The following is a 23,062-nucleotide window of genomic DNA, read 5'->3' on the forward strand; positions in this document are numbered from 1 at the left end:
TTACCCCACCAACTAGCTAATGCGCCGCAGGCCCATCTGTAAGCCACAGGTTGCCCCGTGTTTCTTGATCTTCTCATGCGAGAAGACCACTTATCCGGTCTTAGCTACCGTTTCCGGTAGTTATCCCAGTCTTACAGGCAGGTTGCCTACGTGTTACTCACCCGTCCGCCGCTCGCTTTACCCGAAGGTAAAACCCGCTCGACTTGCATGTATTAGGCACGCCGCCAGCGTTCGTCCTGAGCCAGGATCAAACTCTCCATTAAAGAAAAGCTGATAAAGCTCAAAAGTTACTACTGACGAGAATTTTCATTCTCTTTATGACACTCACTCGATGTTCAGTTTTCAAAGGGCAATGATGTTCGTCATCTTTCGACTTCGTTTTACAACCCGTCAAAAGCGACCTCTTTAATATATCACATCTGCCTAGCTGATTGCAAGCATTATTTTTAATTTCTTTTTTCATGCTTGGTTCTTTCGAACTCAACCGCAGAAGCGACAATGACTAATATACCAAACGTTCATGCACTTTGCAACTGTTATTTTTTTCCTTTCGCATTAACTCTAAAGTAAACAAAAAACATGCTTTTCCCACAAAGGGCGAAGCATGTTTTGCTTGTCCGAAATTATTCGCCTTGACGCTCACGCATCAGCGGGAAAAGCAGCACGTCACGAATCGACGGCGCATTCGTAAGCAGCATCACCAGACGGTCGACTCCGATCCCGAGACCTCCGGTTGGCGGCATGCCGTATTCAAGAGCGCGTACGAAGTCTTCGTCCATTTCATGCGCCTCGTCGTTCCCCTGCTCCCGCTCCACCAGCTGCGCTTCAAACCGCTCCCGCTGATCGATCGGATCGTTCAGCTCGGTGAACGCGTTGGCGTGCTCGCGCGCCACGATAAACAACTCGAAACGGTCCGTAAACCGCGGGTCCTGCTCGTTCTTTTTCGCCAGCGGGGAAATCGCCACCGGATGCCCCGTGATGAATGTAGGCTGAATAAGCGTCTCCTCAACGAACGTCTCAAAGAACTGGTTCACGATATGACCGAAGGTCATCATCGGCTCAACCGGCACATTGTGTTCTTTGGCCAAGCGATGCGCTTCCTCATCCGTCATCTGAACGCTGAAGTCAACGCCCGTCACTTCTTTAATAGCATCGACCATCGAGACGCGACGCCATGATGGCGTGAGATCAACTTCTTGATCTTGATACGTAATCTTGGTCGTACCCAGCACTTCCTGAGCAATATGCGCGATCATCTCTTCTGTGAGCTTCATGATGTCTTTATAGTCGGCATACGCTTCGTACAGCTCGATCATCGTAAATTCCGGGTTATGGCGCGTCGAAATACCTTCGTTACGGTAGACCCGTCCGATTTCATACACTTTTTCCATCCCGCCGACAATCAAACGCTTCAAATGCAGCTCAATCGCAATCCGCATATACAGCTGCATGTCCAGCGCATTATGATGCGTAATGAAAGGACGAGCGGCCGCACCGCCCGCAATGGCATGCAGGGTTGGCGTTTCGACTTCCAAATAGCCGCGGGAATCCAGATAGCGGCGCATCGACTGAATGATCTTGGAACGCAAAATGAAGGTCTGCTGCACGTCTTGGTTCATGATCAAGTCCACGTAACGTTGTCGGTACCGTAGCTCGACATCTTTGAGTCCGTGATATTTCTCCGGCAAAGGCAGCAGCGATTTGGACAGCACTTCTACCGATGTCGCTTTAACAGAAAGCTCACCGGTTTTTGTCTTGAAGACGGTGCCGCGAACGCCGATTAAATCGCCGATATCCAGCAGTTCGTACGCCTTGTACTTGGATTCTTCCAACGCATCGGCGCGCACATAAATTTGAATCTTGCCGGTTATGTCCTGAATATGGGCAAAGCCCGCTTTGCCCATTTCCCGCTTCTGCATAATCCGCCCGGCAATGCTTACTTCGGGGGAAAGCGCTTCAAGCTCTTCCTTGGACTTGTTTTCGTAGGCTTTGAAGATATCGCCGGCATGGTGCGTTCTGTCGAACTTTTGCCCGAACGGATCGATCCCAAGGCCGCGCAGTTCATCCAATTTATTGCGCCGAATTTGCAGCAATTCATTCAATTCCAATTCCACAGTCATGTTTCCAGCTCCTTGGTCGTAAGTAAAGCTTCCCGGCTCTATAGTTAAAAAAGCTTCCTGAGGAAGCTCCTTTTGTTGTCACCGTTTTACTTCTTGATATCGATAATTTCGTACTGAATAACGCCTGCCGGTACGCTAACGTCAACGATTGCCCCTTTGCGTTTGCCGAGAATGGCTTTGCCGACTGGGCTCTCGTTGGAAATTTTATTTTGGAACGGGTCGGATTCCGCCGTACCAACGATGGAGTATTCGACGATGTCCCCGAATTCGAGGTCCTTCAAGATAACGATGGAACCGACGTTCACCGCATTCGTATCGACTTCGTCGTTGTTGATAATCCGCGCATTGCGCAGCAACTTCTCCAAAGTAAGAACACGGCCCTCAACGAACGCTTGTTCGTTTTTGGCGTCTTCATATTCCGAGTTCTCGCTGATATCGCCGTAACCGATGGCCACTTTAATCCGCTCCGCCACCTCGCGGCGCTTCACCGACTTTAAATGCTCCAGCTCTTCCTCGAGCTTTTTCAAACCTTCCTGCGTGAGAATGACTTCTTTTTCCGCCATTACTACCTATCTCCCGTCGTGTGAAAGATTTTCATATTTCGAGCCCAATCGAGTATGAATTCACTGATAATTACTATATGAACGCGACGCTGCTTGATGCCACCAACCGTCGGCCGCAAATGACTATTGACTGATTATATTGCAACCCCATTCAAATGTCAATTGAAGCCAACCGCCCCGATTTCGCCCACCGAACCGGGCTAGTGAACGGTTGCCTCGCGTTGGTCGAACGATTCGATAAAGTCGGTGAGAAGTTGCACCATGGCGTCCCGTTTCGTCTGCTCCATAATGGCGTCTTTGATCCGCGCCGCCCCATGCAACCCCTTCAAGTACCAGGCCAAATGCTTGCGCATTTCCTTGACCGCCACCGCTTCGCCTTTCAGCGCCGTCAACCGGTCCAAATGCAGCACCGCGATGCGGATTTTCTCTTGCGGGATCGGTTCCGGAGGGAGCTCCCCTTTGGTCAAATATTGGATGGTCCGGTAAAGCATCCACGGATTGCCCAATGCCGCGCGGCCGATCATGACTCCGTCGACGCCGGTCTGGTCGAGCATCCGTTTCGCATCCTCGGGAGTAAAGACGTCCCCATTGCCGATCACCGGAATCGAAACGGCTTCTTTGACCTCTTTAATGATGTCCCAGTTCGCGTGACCGGTATACATCTGCACTCTCGTGCGCCCATGAACGGATACGGCTGCGCCGCCGCCGTTCTCTACGGCCTTCGCGTTCCGTACCGCATAAATATGATCGTCGTCCCAGCCGATCCGCATTTTCACGGTTAGCGGTTTGCTGACGGACCGGCTGACGGTCGAGACCATCTGCTCGATTTTGTCGGGGTCCAGCAGCCAACGCGCCCCCGCGTCGCATTTTGTAATTTTGGGCACAGGACAGCCCATATTGATATCGATGATGTCCGCATTCGTATGCTGATCCACATATTTAGCCGCTTCAACAAGCGTTTCGGTGTCGCCGCCGAAAATTTGCAGGCTGAGCGGCTTCTCCCGCTCGTCGACGTACAGCATCTCCAGTGTGCGATGATTTCCGTGCAGGATGGCTTTATCGCTGACCATCTCGGCACAGACGAGGCCGCAGCCGAACTCTTTCGCGATCAAGCGAAAGGCCGGATTGCAGACGCCTGCCATCGGGGCCAGGACCACTTTGTTTGGGGCGGTGACATTGCCTATCGTTAACATCGTATCTCTCCTTTCTGGGAAGGGTGATTTATTTGCCGCTTGCTTGGAAATAAAGCTCCTCCGGCTCGATCCCCAGCGTTTCGCATATTTTACGGACGATTTTCGGATCCGCCTTGCGCGTTCCCCGCTCGATGGAACCGAGTACGGCAATGGAAACTTCCAGCCGTTCCGCCAGCTCGTTTTGAGTAAATCCTTTTAATTTGCGAAAAGCGCGGATGCGCTGGGCTATTGCATTTTTTTCCAAAGTGTAACGCCTTCCTTTCCTTCCGCACGCTCCAAAAACGCTCGTAAAGGCTCGGCCTGCGGCTGGTGATGAAGCTCCAATACCTCGATAAGAGGAATCAGAACGAATGCCCGCTCATGCATGCGCGGGTGCGGCAGCGTCAATTCAGGCTGCTGCTGCCTGACGTTGCCGTACATCAGCATATCAAGGTCAATGGTACGAGGGCCCCAGCGAATATCACGGACGCGGCCAAGCAGCCTTTCCGTTTCCATCAACTGCTCCAGCAGTTGTTCCGGGGAGAGCGTCGTAGTCACCTCGATCGCCATATTCAAAAAGGGGGCCTGATCCGTATAGCCAACCGGATCGGTCTCATACAAAGCCGATTGTCCTGTAACGCGAATCTGCGGATGCTCCTGTAGCAAGTGAACGGCTTCCGTCAGGAAGCGCTCCCTGTCTCCGATGTTGGAGCCCAGCCCGATGTAAGCCCTCTCCCAAGCTTCGTTCGACTGCATATCTCCATCGTTCATTAGCGGGCTTCCCGCTTCCTGTGAATTTCGACCGTGAAGCCGTCGAAATGAACGGCTACCGGCGGGTGCGGCTTGACGACGCGAACGGTCAATTCATTTATACTAGTATAAGTTCGCAATACCTCGGATGCAATATGCTCAGCCAGCGCCTCGACCAGCTTGAACGTTTTTCGCTCGACGATCGTTTTGATCAAATCATGTACCTCGGCATAATTGACGGTGTCTTCTACCCGGTCGGAGCGCCCCGCCCGATCCAGCGGAAGGTACAGCTCCACATCCACACAGTAGCGCTGCCCCAGCTTGTTTTCCTCTGGAATAACGCCGTGGTATCCGTAAAAGGCCATCCCTTTCAGCATCATTTTATCCAACTTCATCTTCCTCCTTCAAGTCGCGGTCGCGTCTTGCAAGCAGCCGCTTCATCGGCGCTGCGTTATGGCGTCGGTCATATCGGCAACACGCCGCATGGCTTGTACATCATGCACTCTGACGATCCGGCAGCCTTGGGCCATGCCGAGGGCAACGGTAGCCGCGGTTCCTTCCACCACGTCGTCCGTCGGCAAATTCAGCGCACGGCAGATCATGCTCTTGCGCGACGTGCCGAGCAGCACAGGGTATCCTAAGGAGACAATCCGGTCCAGATGGTTCATCAACTGCAAATTGTGCTCGTACGTTTTGGCAAATCCGATGCCGGGGTCCAAAATAATCTGTTCGTCGCGAATCCCCGCTTGATGCGCCCGGCGAACCGTTTCCCGCAAATCCTCGATCACGTCTTGGATAAAGTTAGCATACACCGCTTCGGTGCGATTATGCATCAGAACGATCGGGCAGCCGTATTCTACAGCTACGCGGGCCATGTCCGGCTCCTTCTGCAATCCCCATATATCGTTGAGCAGGCTTGCGCCCGCGGCCATCGCTTGTCTTGCCGTTTCGGCTTTGTACGTGTCGATGGAAATCGGCGTATCGATGCCTGCCTGCCGCAGCGCGCGAATGACAGGGATGACTCGTTCCAGCTCTTCTTCCAGCGATATGGCGGGAGCCCCGGGACGCGTCGATTCGCCGCCTACGTCAATGATATCGGCTCCCTGCGCGATCATCTCCAAAGCCCGGGCCACGGCAGCGATCGGATCAATGTACCGCCCCCCGTCCGAGAAGGAGTCCGGGGTCGCATTAAGAATCCCCATCACGACTGACCTCGACCCGCTCAACAGCCGCTCGAGCTTGTTAGAATCCGTCATGCTAGCGTTCATCATTTTCCTCCTTAGCTTCAGCTATTATACCATACCAGGAACAAACGTTCCTATACCGGGACAGCAATCTTGCCGTAACAGGACCTGCCGTGCCGTCGCCGACGGTGTGCCCTTTCCCTTCCCGGTCCAACAGCCTTGTCACAGGAATGATTTCTTGAATGGAATTCGTCAAAAATACTTCGTCCGCTCCGGTAAGATCTTCCCACCTGTACAAGCCCTCCGATACGGATAATCCGGTCTCGCGCGCCACCTTCATCACATAGCGTCTCGTGATGCCGGGCAGAAGCCCCGTTTCCACCGAAGGCGTGTGCAGCTCTCCGCCGCGCACAAAAAACACATTGCTGACGATCCCTTCCGACAAGAAGCCTTGGGCATCCAGCAGGAGACCTTCTGCCTGAGCCGCCCAAGGGTAGCGCCGGAGTTCTTGTTTTGCCAAAATATTGTTCATATAATGCAGCGATTTGTGTCGAATCGTGCCTTCCGGCGAGTTTCGACGGGATTCGAGGAGCTGCAGCGGCTTGCCGCTGCTATAAACCGACGAATCGATGGGCGGCAACGATTTTATATAAAGGATTTCCGTAGGGTGCTTGTACGGTTCGACCGGAAGACCGAGAATGTCCGTGCCCGCCGTAACCGTAAAGCGGAAGTAGGCATCCGTCAATGCGTTCGCTTCAAGCAATCTACGAACCCGGGCCTGCAAGCCGTCCGGATCGGGAACGTAGCGGATGTCCAGCTCCCGGCAGCCTGCGGCCAACCGCTCGAGATGCCATTCCAACAAAAAGGGACGCCCGCCGTAGGTGCGGAACGTCTCGAATAACCCCATACCGTAAAGAAAACCGTGGTCGTATACGGAGACCACGGCCTTTTGTTCCTCTATGACGTTTCCGTTCAAATCGATTTTCACCCTTGGCTCACTGCGGTTTCGTTCAAAAAATTGCGCAGCATTTGATGCCCGTGATCGGTAATGATCGACTCGGGATGGAATTGAACGCCTTCGATCGGGTATTCTTTATGGCGCAGTCCCATAATTTCGCCCTCGGCCGTTTCGGCGGTGATCACGAAGCAATCGGGCAGCGTTTCTCTTTTTACAATCAAGGAATGGTACCTCGTTGCCGTAAACGGAGACGGCATATCCTTAAAGACCCCTTGACCGTCGTGGAATATTTCCGAGGTCTTCCCGTGCATCAGCCGTTCTGCGCGGATCACTTCGCCGCCAAACGCCTGTCCGATCGATTGATGGCCGAGGCAGACGCCGAGAATGGGAATCCGGCCTTTGAAGCGTTCGATCAGCGACAGGCTGATTCCCGCTTCGTTGGGCGTGCAAGGCCCCGGAGAGATCAAAATATGGTCCGGCTTTAACGCTTCGATCCCCTCCAGATCGATCTCGTCGTTGCGGCGAACCTCGATCTTTTCGCCCAATTCCCCCAAATACTGCACCAAATTGTACGTAAACGAATCGTAGTTGTCGATGACCAAAATCATGATTTTCTACCTCCCGCAGGGCATGGATTTCGTTCGCTATATTGGATTGCTTTCCACATGGCTTTTGCTTTGTTAATCGATTCCGTGTATTCCTTCTCCGGAATCGAGTCGATGACAATTCCCGCCCCGGCCTGAACATATCCTGTACCGCCTGCTGCGATGAGCGTACGTATGATTATATTAAATTCCATATCGCCATTATAGTCAATCCAGCCGATAGACCCGGTATATGGTCCTCTTCTCACCGGCTCCAGTTCCTCGATAATCTCCATGGTGCGGATTTTCGGAGCACCGGTTATGGTGCCGCCCGGGAACGTCGCGGCAATGACATCGAAGGCATCGCGGCCCTCAGCCAGCTTTCCTTCAACTTCCGACACGATATGCATCACATGGGAATAGTACTCAATGACCATAAAGTCTTTGACCTTTACCGTCCCGTATGTCGAAATTCGTCCGAGATCGTTACGCTCCAAATCGACAAGCATGATATGCTCGGCCCGTTCTTTTTCATGATGGATCAGTTCATCCGCTAGCTGCCGGTCTTCTTCCGGGCTCATGCCGCGCGGACGGGTGCCTGCGATCGGACGAGTGCGGACGGTTCCTCGTTCAAGCTGGACCAGCAGCTCCGGGGAACCCGATACAAGCTGAAAATCACGAAATCGCAGCAGTCCCATATAAGGGGAAGGGTTCACCAGCCGCAGCCATTCATAGATTTCTTCAGGCGAGGCCTCAAGCCGCTTGTTCTGGCGCACCGACAGATTCACCTGAAACACGTCTCCGGCACTGATGTAATCGCGAACTTTGCGTACCGCATCCATGTAAGCTTCTCTCGGAAAATCGGAAGCCATCCCTTCAATGGCATCCACGTCCACCCGAAGGCGGTCTTCTTCCATAAGCGTCCGCTTCCGGTCCGCTTCTTCCTGCAAGAGCGGATTGGCGGCAGCCTCCGCCAATCGATCCCACAAGCCTTTCATCCGGGCTGCGGACTGCTCCGCTTCCTTATAGCGGGCTTCAAGCCAACCGGGCTCGTCCAGTTGTTGCTGCGAAAGCTCCGTGTGGACCGCGCAAAACAGCTGATTGGTTTCATGATCGATAATCCAAAGCTCGTTCACCCGAACAAAAGCATAGTCGGGCACGGGCAAATCGGCTTTCGCCCGAACCGGCAGCCGTTCAATGGTACGGATCACATCGTAGCCCCAGAACCCGACGCATCCGCCTATCCATTTCGGGGCCCCCTCGACAACCGGCGAGCGAAAAGGGGCAAGCCAGCTTTTGACCAGCTCCAGCGGCGCTCCGTGCCGCTTCTCTTCGCTGCCATCCCGTTCCGTGACCGTCGCCTCGTAGCCTGTACCTTGAATAGCCGAAACGGGCCGAATGCCAAAAAAACTGTAGCGGCCGCCCTTCCCGCTCTCCAGCACAAAGGAGCCCGGAGCCGCTTCCTCCCAAATCGGCGCCCAAGAAAGCGGGCGGCTTTGCTCTAATGAAAACCGGATAACATATGGAAGCACGGTGTAGTCCTGAGCCCACTGCTGCCATTGATGATAGGATGTCAGGAGCATGTTCCGTCCTCCTTTTGCGTTCGTCGTTTAATGTTGGGATTAGTATACTTGAAATTGCGGGCGAATAAAAGGGCGGTGATGAATCGAGAGAACCCGGGCCCCTTGAGCAGTCTGCGGAGAAATCGCGTTTCGCTTCAGCTCAAACACGTTTTGCACCATCCCCTATAAGTTCATGGAAGCGGAAGGGGATGGTGCAAAAAACTCGCCGCGAAACGCGATTTCTCCTTCGACTAACTACGAGCAACAACTCCCTTCACAATTTCATGGGTAGAAAGATAAAAGCCTGCTCAACCTTTGCAGGATGAGCAGGCTTGGTTGGCTTATTAGTCCTCGAATTGATACAGCGGTGTGGACAGGTAGCGCTCGCCGTTACTTGGAACGACGGCGATCACGCGCTTGCCGGGGCCAAGTTCCTTGGCGATCTTCAGTGCGGCAAAGATGGCCGCTCCGGACGAAATGCCGCCCAGAATGCCTTCTTCTTTCGCTACGCGGCGGGACGTTTCGAACGCTTCCTCGTTCTCTACCGCAATGATGCCGTCATAAATGGTGGTATCCAGAATATCCGGCACAAAGCCTGCGCCGATCCCTTGAATGCGGTGCGGACCCGGCTTACCCCCGGACAATACCGGAGAAGCCGCAGGCTCGATAGCGTAAATTTTAATGTTCGGGAAGTTCTCCTTGAGCACCGAACCGGCGCCTGTAATCGTTCCGCCCGTTCCGATTCCGGCAATGAAAGCGTCCAGCTTGCCGTCATGCGCGTTGATCGCTTCGACGATTTCCGGACCGGTCGTTTCGCGGTGAATTTTGACGTTCGCTTGGTTCTTGAACTGCTGAGGCATGAAGTAACCCGGATTTTCGGCCAAGATTTCTTCCGCACGCTTGATGGCGCCCTTCATCCCTTCCGCGCCCGGCGTCAGCTCCAGCTGCGCACCGTAAGCGCGAAGCAGATTGCGGCGTTCCATGGACATCGTCTCCGGCATGACCAAAATTGCCTTATAGCCTTTAGCCGCGGCGACCATCGCCAGACCGATTCCCGTATTTCCGCTCGTTGGCTCGACGATCGTATCGCCCGGTTTGATACGGCCTTCTTGCTCGGCCACTTCAATCATGCTGATGGCAATCCGGTCTTTTACGCTAGCGCCCGGGTTTTGGAATTCCAGTTTCACGTAGATTTCCGCACTGCCCTCCGGCACGACACGGTTTAATTTGACCAATGGCGTGTCCCCAATCAATTGCGTAACGCTTTGCACTAATCTGGCCATTCCGTTCTCCTCCTCAAGTTTACATCAAAATATCCGAGTAATTTAGTGGGTATTATATTGTAATCTTATCAACCCCTACGATGGTTGTCAATACAATTCCCTGCCGTTTTCTAGAAATTTGCCCGGACCGATACTTTCCACTTGTCTCGGAGCGTACGCAGCATCTCCTTCATCGGAGGAGCTTCCCGAAGGGCCAGATCTTTGCGGACCCGCTCCCGAACCATCGCAGGCTCTTCCTTCGAAGTTTCTTTACGCTCTCTCAGCTTTACGACGACATATTTGCCGTCGACTTCCACGGGTTTTCCGACTTCTCCTTGCTTCAGCTGCTTGGCAGTCTTCATGATCGGGGCGGGAACGAACGGATCGCCCTCTTCCAGCCAGCCCAAGTCTCCTCCGCTATCGCGCGTCGCATCATCAAGGGAACGCTCCTTGGCTACTTGGGCAAAATCGGTTCCTTTGGACAAGTCGTTCAACGCCCGCTGGGCCTGCTCCTTGCTGGCCGTCACGATCTGCTGAAGGCGGAACTCTATGCGTGTCTGGAATTCATCCGGATGCGCCGCAATATATGCCTGCACTTCTTCATCGGTGATCCGAACGTTACGAATGGCAACTTTATCGGCCAACAGCTTGTGGTAAACGTCTTCTTTGAGCGTCTCGGGAGTTAAAGCCAGCTGATTTTTCATCGTTTCCAAAAATTGTTGCTCGCTTTCGTACCCCTGCTTCATCCGCTTCAGTTCCTGCTGCACTTCGCTGTCGCCAATTTCGATGCTCAAGGCCTTCGCCTCCAAGCGCACCACTTCCCGGTCAATCATTCGGTCCAAGAGCTCGCGCCCGTGCGCCGCCAGCAGCTGTGTTTCCAATTCGGCTAACGTTATCTTTTTCTCTCCGATCGTGGCCAAAATTTGCGCCTCTCCGTCCTGCTTCTGGGGGTCCGGATATTTATCGGTAGGGGATAGGTATAAGGAGTGGGCCATTAATACGGAGGATAGGATGACTACCGCGACCAGCAACACAGCGACCATGCCCCATAATACTTTAATGTTTCGCATACCCTATCTCCTCGTATAATCACTCTCTATATCGACCGGGCGGCTGCTCGCCATCCCGTCGTTTTATATGGACTTGAGAATCGCTTCAAGGTCTTCCCCGCTGTAACGATAGGCTTCGTTGCAAAAATGGCACACGATTTCCGCGTTGCCGTCTTCTTCCAGGATTTGCTGTAATTCATCGCGCCCCAGACTTATTAAGGTCTGCTCGACGCGCTCACGCGAGCATTTGCACTGAAAACGTATGTCGTCGCGTCTCTCCAGTACTTCGGCTCCGGGAAGCATCGTAGCGAGGATGTCCTCCAGACGGTCTCCGCGGTCAAGCAAGGACGTAATCGGCGGAAGAGCCGCAAGCTCCTTTTCAATCTGCGTAATCTCGTCATCCGTTAACCCCGGCAGCAATTGAATGATGAATCCGCCGGCGGTCTTCACGGTATAATCCACGTCGACCAGCACGCCCAAAGCGACAGCCGAAGGCGTTTGTTCTGATTTGGCAAAATAATACGTAAAATCTTCGCCGAGCTCACCGGAAACGATCGGGATGCTGCCGCGGTAAGGTTCCTTGAGTCCGAGGTCTTTAATGACATACAAAAAACCGTCAGTACCGACAGCACCGGCCACGTCCAGTTTTCCGACCTGGTTCAAAGGCAAATCGACGGCTGGATTGTCCACATACCCGCGTACTTCTCCGTGAGCGTTGGAATCCGCGACAAGCTGGCCGATCGGCCCGCCGCCTTTGACTTGAACAGTCAGCTTCTCTTCGCCTTTAAGCATAATACCCATCATCAGCGCAGCCGTTGCCGTACGTCCTAAAGCAGCGGTCGCGGTAGGCGTAGTCTGATGACGGCGGCGCAGCTCTTCAACAATTCCGGTGGTGCAGACGGCAAAGGCGCGTACTTTTCCTTCATAGGCCGTGGCCCTGATTAAATAATCTTGCATGACAAAGCTCCTTCTGTTCTAATGACGCTACAAGCTAGGGTCCAAGAAGCCTAATTAAGGGGTCCTGCTTGCTGCGAATATGCAGACCTCTAGCCGATGTTGCGTTCATATATAATTTGCAATCCCTGCAGCGTAAGAAGCGGATCGATCAAATCGATTGTACGGGATTCTCCTGCAATGAGCTCTGCCAGCCCGCCTGTTGCGATGACTTTCGGCTCAACCCGAAACTCCTGCTTAATCCGTTCCACGATTCCGTCCACTTGACCGGCGAAGCCGTAAATAATTCCGGCCTGCATCGATGCGATCGTATTGCGGCCGACGACGCTTTTCGGTTTCACCAGCTCAATGCGGGGCAGCTTTGCCGCCCGTTGATACAGAGCTTCGGTGGAGATACTGATCCCGGGCGCGACGGCACCGCCGATGAATTGGCCCTTCTCGTCAATATAGTCGAACGTCGTAGCTGTTCCAAAATCGACCACGATACAAGGCGAGCCGTACAGCTCGATAGCAGCGACTGCGTTCACGATCCGGTCTGCGCCGACTTCCTTCGGGTTCTCGTAACGGATATTCAGTCCGGTCTTGATACCAGGTCCTACAATCAATGGCGCTTTCTTTAAATAATTTAAACATAATTGTTCCAGTACAAACATCAGCGGCGGCACGACGGAAGAAAGAATGACGTCGTCGACTTGATCCAGGCCGATTCCCGCATGCCGGAACAGGTTGTACATGGTCATTCCGTACTCGTCCGAAGTGGCGGACCGGTTGGTACTCAGCCGCCAGTGGTGAAGCAGCTGCTTCCCTTCGTAGATCCCGAGCACGATGTTAGTATTTCCCACGTCCACCACTAAGATCATGACCGGTCCACCGTTACTCCTGCGGAACCTTTCTGTTCGTTCAAATCCAAACTGATATCAAGCGCCTGAACGGAATAGGTCAGCCGGCCGACGGAAATGACGTCCACCCCGCTCTGGGCAATACTGCGGACTGTGTCCAGCGTAACGTTACCCGACGCTTCTACCATGATATGCGGAGCCTGGCTTTTCATGCGCTGTACGGCTTGCGACATTTGCTCCGGCGACATGTTATCGAGCATAACAACGTCGGGACCGGCTGCTAACGCTTCTTCCAACTGCTCGAAGTTTTCCACTTCGACTTCAATCTTCATCATATGCGGAATTTGAGCGCGGGCCGCTGTAATGGCTTGACGGATTCCTCCCGCTCCCTTGATATGGTTGTCCTTGATCATGACGGCATCATATAATCCGAACCGGTGGTTATGTCCTCCCCCGACACGAACCGCATACTTCTCCAGCATCCGGTGGCCTGGCGTCGTTTTGCGCGTATCCACAAGACGAACCGACAGTCCTTCCAGCCGGTCCACAAACTGGCGCGTACGCGTAGCAATGCCGGACATGCGCTGCAGCAGATTCAGCGCGAGACGCTCCCCGAGCAAAATGCTGCGGGTGCTGCCGGATACTTCCGCGATCACGGTACCGTATCGGGCCGCCGCGCCGTCTTTCACCTTCGCTTCGAACCGAAGCTGCGGATCAACCAATGCGAAGACCGCTTCGGCCACCGGGAGCCCAGCGATAATACCCTCGTCTTTGACGTGAATAATGCCTTTGGCTTGCGATTCCGCCGGAATCGTCGTCATCGTCGTGACGTCGCCCATCCCGATGTCTTCCTCAAGCCAAGCCCGCAAGCTTCGGTCCAGATTCGACCGGTTCAACTCAAACATCATCAATCCGTCCTTCCGTAATGCCGTTGGTACGATTAAACACGGTATGCTTGCGCCAAACCGCGTCATCCTTGTCCGGGAAGTCCTCCCGGTAGTGTCCCCCGCGGCTTTCCTGCCTAATCAAAGCGGCCTGCGTCGTCAGAAGCGCGCAGATGAGCAGATTGGCAAATTCATATTCTTCCCGCTTGGCCAAACGGCTGTCAAAAATCGAAAGGTGACGCTTCAGCTCGTCGTAGCCTTTCTCCATTCCTTGAGCGTGCCGCTTGAGTCCTGCGTATCGGAGCATTACCTTTTGCAGCTTCAGCTTCTTTTCGACAACGGGCTGAATCGCGTTATCCTTGGACCGCTGCTCCTCCCGGATGTGGGGAAGCTCTGCGATCGGCGACAAGCGGTCGATCCGCTCGACAATCCGCCGCCCGAACACAATCGCTTCGGAAAGCGAGTTGCTGGCCAGCCGGTTGGCCCCATGTACACCCGTTGAGGATACTTCCCCGCACGCAAATAGACGCTTGACAGCCGTTTCTCCGTGCAGGTCGGTCTCTACACCGCCCATCATGTAATGAGCCGCCGGAGCTACCGGGATCCAATCGGACGACAAATCGAGTCCGTAGGTCAGGCAATATTCATAAATGGTCGGAAACCGGTGCTTCACCGTTTCTTCCGATTCGTGCGTAAAATCAATGTAGACGAAGGTCGACTTGGTATTTTCCATTTCGCTGACGATCGCCCGGGCGACAATATCCCTCGGAGCAAGCTCCAGCTGCGGATGATACCGTTCCATGAACCGCTCGCCGTTAATATTACGCAGTACGGCCCCTTCCCCGCGTACCGCTTCGGAGATCAGAAACCTCGGAGCTCCCGGATAGCACAAAGCCGTCGGATGGAACTGAATAAACTCCACGTCCCGGATGCTCGCTCCTGCCCGGTAAGCAATCGCAATGCCGTCTCCGGTGGCGATATCGGGATTGGTCGTATAGCGGAACAATTGCCCCGCTCCGCCGGTACATAGGATGGTCGCCTTCGCATGAACGATCATCCGGCTGCCGTCCGGCCTTTGAACCAGTGCACCGTAGCATTCGCCGTTCTTCGTAATTAAATCGATTACAAAATGGTCATCCCAAATCTCGATATTCGGGTCCTGTTTCGTTTTCTCGGACAACGCACGCACGATTTCCGCACCGGTAGCGTCCCCTTGCGCATGAAGGATGCGCCTCTGGCTGTGCGCCCCTTCTTTCGTCAGCGCATAGCGTCCGTCCTCCATATCGAATTCGGTCCCCATCCGGATCAAATCCGTAACCCCGGCGGGCCCTTCATGCGCCAGAACATCCACGGCCGCAGAAGAGCAAAGTCCGGCTCCCGCGATCAGCGTATCCTGCCGGTGATAGGCCGGCGAGTCTTCGTCCGAAATGACAGCCGCAATTCCCCCTTGGGCATACCGGGTATTGCTGTCAAGCAGCGACTTTTTGGTGACCATCAGCACTTTATGGTTCTCAGCGGAACGCAGTGCCGTGAAAAGACCGGCGATTCCTGCGCCGATCACAATGACATCGGTATGTACCTGCGGCAGCTGCCGCACATCGAAATTAACCAAAAAACGAGGTATCATCAGCTCTCACCCGTTCAACAAGGAAGTAGCGCATGCTACTTGACCTGCAGCATGCGCTCCAAGGATGCTCTGGCTTTGTCGGCCACTTGCGGTGGTACATAAATTTGGGGTTGGTTTGTCTCCAGACATTTGACCACTTTTTTCAGGTTGTTTACCTTCATATTTGGGCAAACCAAATATTTGGTGGCAAAATGGAACGCTTTGTTCGGGCTGTCGAGCCGGAGCTGATACCCCGTACCGTCTTCCGTACCGACAATAAACTCCTGGCAATCGGATTCCCTGCAATATTTGATGATGGCCGTTGTACTGCCGACAAAATCACCGAGTTTGACGACCTCCGGGCGGCATTCGGGATGAACGACGAATTGGGCATTCGGATATTGGGCTTTCATCTCTTCAACATCTTTGACGGTCAGCATGTCATGAGTGTTGCAGTACCCTTCCCAAATAATCATTTTCTTATCGGTAAATTTGGAAACGTAATCACCGAGGTTTTTATCCGGTACCCAGATGATTTCATCGGAATCGACCGAATTGATAACATTGATCGCATTGGCCGACGTACAGCAAATATCGGTTTCGGATTTGACTTCCGCCGACGTATTAATGTAAGCCACGACTTTAGCGTTCGGATGCTTTTGCTTTAACGCCCGCAGACCGTCGACATTGACCATGTCGGCCATCGGACAGCCGGCCCGCTCGTCCGGGATGAGCACCGTTTTGTTCGGGGCCAATATCTTTGCGCTTTCGCCCATAAAATGCACGCCGCAGAACACGATCACATCGGCGTCGGTAGAAGCGGCTTTTTGAGCCAGCAGGAACGAATCCCCGCGGAAATCGGCTACCTCTTGAATCTCGTCGCGCTGATAATAATGAGCAAGTATAATGGCATTCCGTTCTTTCTTCAGCTGGGCGATCCGCTCTTTCAGCTCTTTTTGCTGCTCCGCTTTACGCTCCAACGCCAATGCTTCCATGACGCACCATCCTTTTTTTCGTATGACCACCCTGATGATTCTGACTCATATCTCTCTGGAACGTGCTGCAATTTGCTGGTGAAAATGTTCACAAAGTGTTTAAAGATTTACACTTAATTTACACAACAGACCGGGCGGTGTCAATGCTGAAATAGGCACAAAAAGGCCGGAATATACCGGTTTCGTATTGTGGAACGATCCGCTCCCTTTCCTAAGGCTAGTTTCTCAATCAGCGTCCTTTTTTAGTCTTTATAGATAAGAAAAGCTTCTTATCGAAGCCATTTCGAGGAAGATACATTCGTGTTTTAGTGGAAGCTTTTCTTGCGATATAGAATTCAATCAGCTCCGCTGATAACTTATAAATTCTATATCTAAAAGGAAAAACCGGCGCCATGCAGCACCGGTTTTATTTGCAAAATTATTTATTTTCCTCTTTATCGCCATCCGGCTCGTTTTTCACGAAATCAAGCTTGTTGGCTTCGGATTCTTGATGCTGCCCCTGGATGTTCACTTTCACATCTTCCGGCTTCGCTTCCCCGTCTTCTTTCACGGGCCCAAGCTTGCCGGTCTCGATCAGCTCGCGAATTTGGTCTTTCTCCAGCGTTTCTTTCTCGATCAACGTTTCGGCAATCAAGTGCACTTGGTCGCTGTACTTGGTCAAAATTTCTTTGGCCCGGTCATAGCAGGTGCGCATAATTGATTGCATCTCTTGGTCGATCTCGTAAGCGATGGCATCGCTGTAGTTCTGTTCATGTCCGATATCCCGGCCCAAGAAAACTTGGCCCTGAGTCGTACCGAACTGCATTGGTCCGAGCTTGTCGCTCATCCCGTACTCCATGATCATGCGGCGTACGATGCCTGTGGCTCGTTGGAAGTCGCTGTAAGCACCCGTTCCGATTTGACCGATGAACAGTTCCTCGGAGACGCGTCCTGCAAGAAGTCCGGTGACTTTGTCAAGCAGCTCGTTCTTTGTCTGCATCATCCGGTCTTCGCCTTCCTTCGGCAGCATCATGACGTAGCCGCCAGCGCGGCCGCGCGGAATGATCGTTACCTTGTGCACAACGTCAGCGTCCTCGACATGGACACCGACAATCGTATGGCCGGCTTCGTGGAAAGCGACCATCCTTTTCTCGCGATCGCTGATGACGCGGCTTTTCTTCTGCGTACCGACGATAACACGGTCGAACGCTTCGTCGATCTCACCCATCGAAATGTCTTTGCGATTGCGACGTGCCGCGATGAGCGCCGCTTCGTTCAACAGGTTCTCAAGGTCCGCACCGGTAAATCCGGTTGTGTAACGGGAAAGCTGATCCAGCTTCACATCTTTAGCCAACGGCTTGTTGCGCGCATGTACTTTGAGTACCGCTTCGCGTCCTTTCACATCCGGGCGATCGACGGTAATTTGACGGTCGAAACGTCCAGGACGCAGCAAGGCAGGGTCCAATATGTCTGGGCGGTTCGTTGCCGCCACGATAATGATCCCTTCGTTGGCGCCAAAACCGTCCATCTCAACCAGAAGCTGATTGAGCGTCTGCTCGCGCTCGTCGTGCCCGCCGCCTAGTCCGGCGCCGCGCTGACGGCCGACTGCATCGATTTCATCTATAAATATGATACAAGGGGCGTTTTTCTTGGCATTCTCGAACAAATCGCGTACGCGGGAAGCACCGACACCGACGAACATTTCCACGAAATCGGAACCGCTGATACTAAAGAACGGTACGCCAGCTTCACCAGCTACGGCTCTGGCAAGCAGCGTTTTACCGGTACCCGGAGGACCGACCAACAGAACCCCTTTCGGGATGCGGGCGCCTACGGCTGCGAATTTGCGCGGGTCTTTCAAAAACTCAACAACTTCAACCAGCTCTTGCTTCTCCTCATCGGCTCCGGCAACGTCCTCGAACGTTACACGCTTCTTCTCTTCGTTATAGAGCCTTGCCCGGCTTTTGCCGAAATTCATGACTTTTCCGCCGCCACCCTGCGCCTGATTCAACAGGAAGAAAAACAGGATGAAGATGATCACAAACGGGATAATGGAGGTGAGGAAACTGATCCAAACATTGTCCCCTTCCATTTTCTCGATGTAAACGTTCCCTTGGGGAATGTCGCTGTTTTCAATCAAACGGAAGATTTGCGGGTCATTAGGCGCACGAGATTCGAAACTTTTCTTATCCGTAGCGGCGTTCTTATATTTCCCCCGAACCAAATACGTTTGAGCATCGTATTTTACGATGATGGATTCGACATTCTTTTCGATTAAGGCCACGCGGAGCTTATCGTAGCTGATCGTGTCTTTCTGTTCATTCTGCGTACTGATAAAATGAACGATTCCGACGGTGACCAAAAAAATGAGCAGATAAAAGCCCGTATTGCGAATAATGCGATTCATCCCCTACCTCCTCTCAACAACGGCAACTTTGTATATTGTACCACAGCAAGTCTTGGCATCTCAAGAAATGCTATTGGGAGTAAACTTCGGGCTTCAGTACGCCGACATACGGCAGGTTCCGGTATTTCTCCGCATAGTCCAAACCGTATCCCACCACGAACGCGTCCGGGATCACGAAGCCTTTATAGTCTGCGTCCAACTCTGCCGATCTACGCGCCGGTTTGTCGAACAATGCGGCGACTGTAATGGAAAGGGCGTTGCGGCGTTCAAGCACGTCGATCAAATAGCTTAGCGTCAAGCCGCTGTCGATAATATCCTCGACGATCAGAATGTGGCGGCCCTCCACGGAAATATCAAGGTCCTTAATAATTTTGACCACACCCGACGATTTCGTCGATGCGCCATAGCTGGACACGGCCATGAAATCGAGCTCAAGCGGAATCGTGATCTGCTTGACCAAATCGGCCATAAAGATGAACGCGCCCTTCAGTACGCAGATGACTAATGGGTTGCGTCCTTCGAAATCGCGGCTGATCTGCTCGCCCATTTCTTTGATTTTGTCTTGAATTTGCTGCTCGCTGTACAGTACTTCTTGAATGTCGTTTTGCAAGAGAGGTCCTCCCACTTAATAAAAATCTTTGCCATGAATATCCACTTCAATATGTAGCATTCGCTTCGTCCGACCGGTAATCGCAGCGGCCGAAGACCGCCGAACGCCCGGTACCCAAAGCACGCTGCCGCTGGCGTCCGCAAGAATCGGAATCGTCTCGCGCAAGGTAGGAGGCACTTTCGCATCGATGAACATATCTTTTACCTTTTTCGTCCCGTTTAGTCCGAGCGGCTTCATCCGGTCTCCCGGAAGGCGGCTTCGGACCGTGAGAGGCATGGCAAGTTCCTCCGCATCGAAACAGGCTGTCCAGGCATCGGTACATTCGGGGTACCCCTCTTCGCTGTCCAAAGAGCGGAGCGTGAGGCGGACTCCCGTCTCGGGAATCGCAAGCTCCGTCTGGCCTTCGCGCAGCATGTACGCGTAAGGGAGAGGTCGTAACACCATAGTATGAACCGCGATACGATCATATTCCCTGCTGAGCGCGATGTTCTGCCCGATTTCCAATCGAAAATTGGACGGTCGTTCACGCAGAACAGCCGTCCGAAATTGTTCGACTTTCAGGAAATCCATGGAATCCGGGTCAGAAGCAAGATAATTTAATATTAGTTTAATCAACCGCCTTTGTAAAGCAACATGTACCCCCGTAAACCATTTTGCGGAAAAGCTGTAACAGTCGTTTTTTCGGGTTACATGCCGCTCGCATATCCGTCGGACCTCCCGGTCCATAAAATCGTCTTCTCCGGCCGTCGTCTCCGCCAGCCGATTCAACGCCGCAGGCAGCTGTTCGTTGTAGCGGGACAAAAAGGGAAGCACGTCCATTCGAACCTGATTGCGAGCGTACTTTCTCTCCAAATTGCTGCTATCCGTACAATACGGCAGTCCTTCCGCTTCGCAGTACCGGATAATATCCGCTTTGTATATACGCAGCAAGGGGCGTATGAGTTCCAAATTATTTTCTGCCACTCTGCGCACCGGAATGCCTGACAATCCCGAAGGCCCCGTTCCACGCAGCAGCCGCATCAGCACGGTCTCCGCTTGATCGTCCGCATGGTGGGCGAGCGCGATTCGGCGGGAACCCGTTCGCCTCGCTACGTCGAACAAAAACTCGTACCGCTTGTCCCGGGCGGCGGCTTGGGGGTTCCAACCCGTTTCTTCTATAATACGGGGCATGTCGATGAAGGTCGTCTCTACAGGGAGGCCCCATCGCTCGGCGAGCGACTTCACCAGCTCCGCCTCCCGGTCCGCTTCGGCGCCCCGGAAGCCGTGATTCACGTGAGCGACGGTGAGCCGAAGACGACAACGGCCAGATAACGCAAAAAGGAGGTGCAGCAGCCCGACGGAATCGGGTCCGCCCGATACCGCCACGACTACGCCGTCCCCCGGTTCGATCAACGCTTCGTCTTGTATGAACCGCTCCACTTGCGCGGATAATGTTCCTGCCATCTCCATGAAAGAACAACCTCTCGTCTGACGAACCTTCTCGTTTGACTATTACCTGAGCCGGCCCGTCTTAAATTGCCTTTGTCCACATTTTATTGGAATACGAAATAAATGGCCGCGCCGAACAACACCAGGGAAGCGGCGAAGCACAGCTTAATCCAGCCCCCTTTGACAGGCTTCTTGCGCACCGGACGGTAAGCCGAGCCGCGTGCGCGCCAGTCAGCCAGCGCTTGCTTGGAGCTCGTGTAGCGACCCGTCAGCGCTTTGCGCAGCACCGGAGCCGACGGCGCGAGCAGCGCATTGCCCTTCAGCATATCGAGCAGCCACTCGACGCTCCGGTTCTGCGGCAGCAGCGAATTCACGGAATGAAACCGGCGGTCCCGGTCCGTCACGCTGAGCACCAGCACGGCGAAGGAGAACAAATCGTACGCATCGTCCGCCATCCGTGTGCCTGCATTCCAAAAGCCGCGGTCGTACACCTCGGTAAACTGCTTCACCGCGCGCCCTTTGGCCGTTACGCCGCCGAAATCGATCAAGGCCACGTCGCCGTAGCCCGATATGATCATATTCTCGGCTTTCAGGTCGCCGAAGACGAAGCCGCTCGCATGCAGCTCGGACAGCTTCCGCAGCAGGTTCAGGCCGATCAGATGAATCCAATCGCTGCCGTACTGCTTCATGTATTCCGTCAAGGACTTTCCCTTGATATACTTTGTGACGCAAAAAGGATAATCCGTACCCTCCCATGAAAAATCGTCGACATCGATGAGCGTCTGTTGAAACGATGTGAACGACTGGGACAACGCTTTCAGCACATTGACCTCAGACTGATGATCCACGGCGTCGAAGCCGACCTTGAGCGCGTAATACCGCTTCCCTTGGGAGACCAGATATACTTTGCCGTTCGCTCCTTCGCCAAGCAGCCGCTCCACACGGTATGCGTTATGATTCCATTTGCCGTTTACGAGGGTTCCCGCCGGTAAAGCGGGCCTAAACGACGTAGTCACCGAATATCCCATCCTCGCTTGATCTCATGCGGCTGTCGGCCATCCGCCGATCCCCCGCTGCATTATGCTTGCCTCTATATGTATCATCGGCCGGGCCGTTCATAAATTCAACGACTTTGAGTAGTGCCGGTCCTGTTGGCGTCGTACCCTTCATGTTTAATTTATAAAACAACCGGTTCAAATTTGCAAGGTCGCGGGTCCAACCGAAGTCCATCTCGACCTCCTGATCGCCCGATACGTTGCCCGGAAAATGAAAGACGGACAGCAGGCTCTCGCCCATTCGCGATTGCAGACTGAGCTGAAGATCGTAGATCGCTTCCTTGGCGACCGGCAGCTTCGGCTTCATGCTGGCGCTGGCGTCGATCAGCAAAGCGACCTTCAAATCCGCCGTTTCCGTCAAATCGTCAATGACCCGGACCACTTCGGACCGTTGCTCCGGCGGTAGAGCCCCCAGCTTCGTCGTCTGGCCCAGAATGCTCCGCAGCTCTTGTCCAACCACCTGCTGAATCGTCTGAACGACCGTTTTGCGCGTCATCATCTGCATCGTTTGCGAGAGTTGCGACGGCTGTACGGTCCGGCTCATGCCGCCGCCCGCAGCGGCAATTTCGTCGATCTCGGAAGCGCCCAGCTCGCCGATCTCTCCGGCGTCCAGCACCCCGATGACGTGAACGATAATCCCTTTCGCTTTCGCTTCCGCCGCCGCGACGACTGGGCTGATTCCGACATTGGAGCAGCCGTCGGTCATAAGTATGATCTGCTTCATCTGTTCATCCTCCCATCTATCTATTACCCAGTTTTTCCAGTTGGGAGAATTCTAAACTTGCCCTCCAGTGTGACATTTTGAACAATGCGAAAACAAAAAATCCGACCCCGCTTAAGCAATAAGCGGATCGGATTCATTTTTCGGGTTCAGACTGGCACTTGTTCAGCAATCCTTGCTCAGCCATGCGGCAATACTTCCCATCGCCTGTTATGATATGATCGAGCACTTCGATCATCATCAGATTGCGGACTTCGACAATCCTCTGTGTGATTTCGATATCCTCCTCGCTTGGCGTTGGGTCACCAGAAGGGTGATTATGGATCAGCCGCAGCTCCCCCTGTAACTGCGGCTGATTTCGCACCCGCTCTCACCCCACA

The 23,062-nt window shown here is 53.5% G+C and carries 23 protein-coding genes and 1 rRNA gene; all 24 read right to left on the reverse strand.

Going from position 1 to position 23,062, the window contains the following annotated elements:
• A 16S ribosomal RNA gene (locus BLO51_RS19455) occupies window positions 1-263 on the reverse strand; the annotation flags it as partial.
• Between the two features lie 360 nt (window positions 264-623).
• Complete coding sequence (gene lysS, locus BLO51_RS19460) at window positions 624-2,120, reverse strand: lysine--tRNA ligase (RefSeq protein ID WP_090674527.1); 1,497 nt, start codon at window positions 2,118-2,120, stop codon at window positions 624-626.
• A gap of 86 nt (window positions 2,121-2,206) precedes the next feature.
• Window positions 2,207-2,683, reverse strand: a complete 477-nt coding sequence (greA, locus tag BLO51_RS19465) for a transcription elongation factor GreA (protein WP_090674529.1) — start codon at window positions 2,681-2,683, stop codon at window positions 2,207-2,209.
• 200 nt (window positions 2,684-2,883) lie between these two features.
• A complete protein-coding gene (gene dusB / locus BLO51_RS19470) occupies window positions 2,884-3,876 on the reverse strand; it encodes a tRNA dihydrouridine synthase DusB (RefSeq protein WP_090674531.1) in 993 nt (330 codons plus the stop codon).
• A 28-nt stretch (window positions 3,877-3,904) separates the two neighbouring features.
• Complete coding sequence (locus BLO51_RS19475) at window positions 3,905-4,120, reverse strand: helix-turn-helix domain-containing protein (RefSeq protein ID WP_090674533.1); 216 nt, start codon at window positions 4,118-4,120, stop codon at window positions 3,905-3,907.
• On the reverse strand, window positions 4,102-4,626 hold the full coding sequence (folK, locus tag BLO51_RS19480) for a 2-amino-4-hydroxy-6-hydroxymethyldihydropteridine diphosphokinase (RefSeq protein ID WP_090674535.1): 525 nt from the start codon (window positions 4,624-4,626) through the stop codon (window positions 4,102-4,104). Before folK ends, BLO51_RS19475 begins: the two co-directional genes overlap by 19 nt.
• The gene (gene folB / locus BLO51_RS19485; protein WP_090674609.1) at window positions 4,626-4,994 is read right to left on the reverse strand and encodes a dihydroneopterin aldolase; all 369 of its coding nucleotides are present in this window, start codon (window positions 4,992-4,994) and stop codon (window positions 4,626-4,628) included. Before folB ends, folK begins: the two co-directional genes overlap by 1 nt.
• 48 nt (window positions 4,995-5,042) lie before the next feature.
• A complete protein-coding gene (gene folP, locus BLO51_RS19490; RefSeq protein ID WP_090674536.1) occupies window positions 5,043-5,873 on the reverse strand; it encodes a dihydropteroate synthase in 831 nt (276 codons plus the stop codon).
• Window positions 5,863-6,777, reverse strand: a complete 915-nt coding sequence (gene pabC / locus BLO51_RS19495) for an aminodeoxychorismate lyase (RefSeq protein WP_090674538.1) — start codon at window positions 6,775-6,777, stop codon at window positions 5,863-5,865. The genes folP and pabC overlap by 11 nt, the downstream gene beginning before the upstream one ends.
• Window positions 6,774-7,355, reverse strand: coding sequence for an aminodeoxychorismate/anthranilate synthase component II (pabA, locus tag BLO51_RS19500; protein ID WP_090674540.1), 582 nt, complete (start codon window positions 7,353-7,355; stop codon window positions 6,774-6,776). The genes pabC and pabA overlap by 4 nt, the downstream gene beginning before the upstream one ends.
• Entirely contained in the window at window positions 7,352-8,914 is a 1,563-nt protein-coding gene (locus BLO51_RS19505) for an anthranilate synthase component I family protein (RefSeq protein WP_090674541.1), read from the reverse strand. Before BLO51_RS19505 ends, pabA begins: the two co-directional genes overlap by 4 nt.
• Before the next feature lie 323 nt (window positions 8,915-9,237).
• Window positions 9,238-10,176 carry a cysteine synthase A gene (gene cysK, locus BLO51_RS19510; RefSeq protein WP_090674543.1) on the reverse strand — a complete coding sequence of 313 codons (939 nt, stop codon included), beginning with the start codon at window positions 10,174-10,176 and terminating at the stop codon, window positions 9,238-9,240.
• Between the two features lie 110 nt (window positions 10,177-10,286).
• Entirely contained in the window at window positions 10,287-11,225 is a 939-nt protein-coding gene (locus BLO51_RS19515; protein ID WP_090674545.1) for a peptidyl-prolyl cis-trans isomerase, read from the reverse strand.
• 63 nt (window positions 11,226-11,288) lie between these two features.
• Window positions 11,289-12,161, reverse strand: a complete 873-nt coding sequence (hslO, locus tag BLO51_RS19520; RefSeq protein ID WP_090674546.1) for an Hsp33 family molecular chaperone HslO — start codon at window positions 12,159-12,161, stop codon at window positions 11,289-11,291.
• Window positions 12,162-12,250: 89 nt separating this feature from the next.
• On the reverse strand, window positions 12,251-13,018 hold the full coding sequence (locus BLO51_RS19525; RefSeq protein ID WP_090674548.1) for a type III pantothenate kinase: 768 nt from the start codon (window positions 13,016-13,018) through the stop codon (window positions 12,251-12,253).
• Window positions 13,015-13,902, reverse strand: a complete 888-nt coding sequence (gene nadC / locus BLO51_RS19530; protein ID WP_090674610.1) for a carboxylating nicotinate-nucleotide diphosphorylase — start codon at window positions 13,900-13,902, stop codon at window positions 13,015-13,017. The genes BLO51_RS19525 and nadC overlap by 4 nt, the downstream gene beginning before the upstream one ends.
• Window positions 13,895-15,508 (reverse strand): L-aspartate oxidase, encoded by a 1,614-nt coding sequence (gene nadB, locus BLO51_RS19535; protein ID WP_090674549.1) that lies wholly within the window; start codon window positions 15,506-15,508, stop codon window positions 13,895-13,897. The genes nadC and nadB overlap by 8 nt, the downstream gene beginning before the upstream one ends.
• Before the next feature lie 35 nt (window positions 15,509-15,543).
• The gene (nadA, locus tag BLO51_RS19540; RefSeq protein ID WP_090674551.1) at window positions 15,544-16,482 is read right to left on the reverse strand and encodes a quinolinate synthase NadA; all 939 of its coding nucleotides are present in this window, start codon (window positions 16,480-16,482) and stop codon (window positions 15,544-15,546) included.
• 418 nt (window positions 16,483-16,900) lie between these two features.
• Window positions 16,901-18,868: an ATP-dependent zinc metalloprotease FtsH gene (ftsH, locus tag BLO51_RS19545; protein ID WP_090674553.1), complete on the reverse strand. Its 1,968-nt coding sequence runs from the start codon at window positions 18,866-18,868 to the stop codon at window positions 16,901-16,903.
• A 70-nt stretch (window positions 18,869-18,938) separates the two neighbouring features.
• Complete coding sequence (hpt, locus tag BLO51_RS19550) at window positions 18,939-19,478, reverse strand: hypoxanthine phosphoribosyltransferase (RefSeq protein WP_010501468.1); 540 nt, start codon at window positions 19,476-19,478, stop codon at window positions 18,939-18,941.
• Window positions 19,479-19,493: 15 nt separating this feature from the next.
• Window positions 19,494-20,927, reverse strand: coding sequence for a tRNA lysidine(34) synthetase TilS (tilS, locus tag BLO51_RS19555; RefSeq protein WP_090674555.1), 1,434 nt, complete (start codon window positions 20,925-20,927; stop codon window positions 19,494-19,496).
• 83 nt (window positions 20,928-21,010) lie between these two features.
• Window positions 21,011-21,922: a protein kinase domain-containing protein gene (locus tag BLO51_RS19560; RefSeq protein ID WP_174551280.1), complete on the reverse strand. Its 912-nt coding sequence runs from the start codon at window positions 21,920-21,922 to the stop codon at window positions 21,011-21,013.
• Window positions 21,906-22,685 carry a vWA domain-containing protein gene (locus tag BLO51_RS19565; protein WP_090674559.1) on the reverse strand — a complete coding sequence of 260 codons (780 nt, stop codon included), beginning with the start codon at window positions 22,683-22,685 and terminating at the stop codon, window positions 21,906-21,908. The genes BLO51_RS19560 and BLO51_RS19565 overlap by 17 nt, the downstream gene beginning before the upstream one ends.
• A 133-nt stretch (window positions 22,686-22,818) precedes the next feature.
• Window positions 22,819-23,046 (reverse strand): JAB domain-containing protein, encoded by a 228-nt coding sequence (locus BLO51_RS19570; RefSeq protein ID WP_245719744.1) that lies wholly within the window; start codon window positions 23,044-23,046, stop codon window positions 22,819-22,821.
• Between the last annotated feature and the right edge of the window lie 16 nt (window positions 23,047-23,062).

This window comes from Paenibacillus tianmuensis, assembly GCF_900100345.1.
Classification (GTDB): Bacteria; Bacillota; Bacilli; order Paenibacillales; family NBRC-103111; genus Paenibacillus_G; species Paenibacillus_G tianmuensis.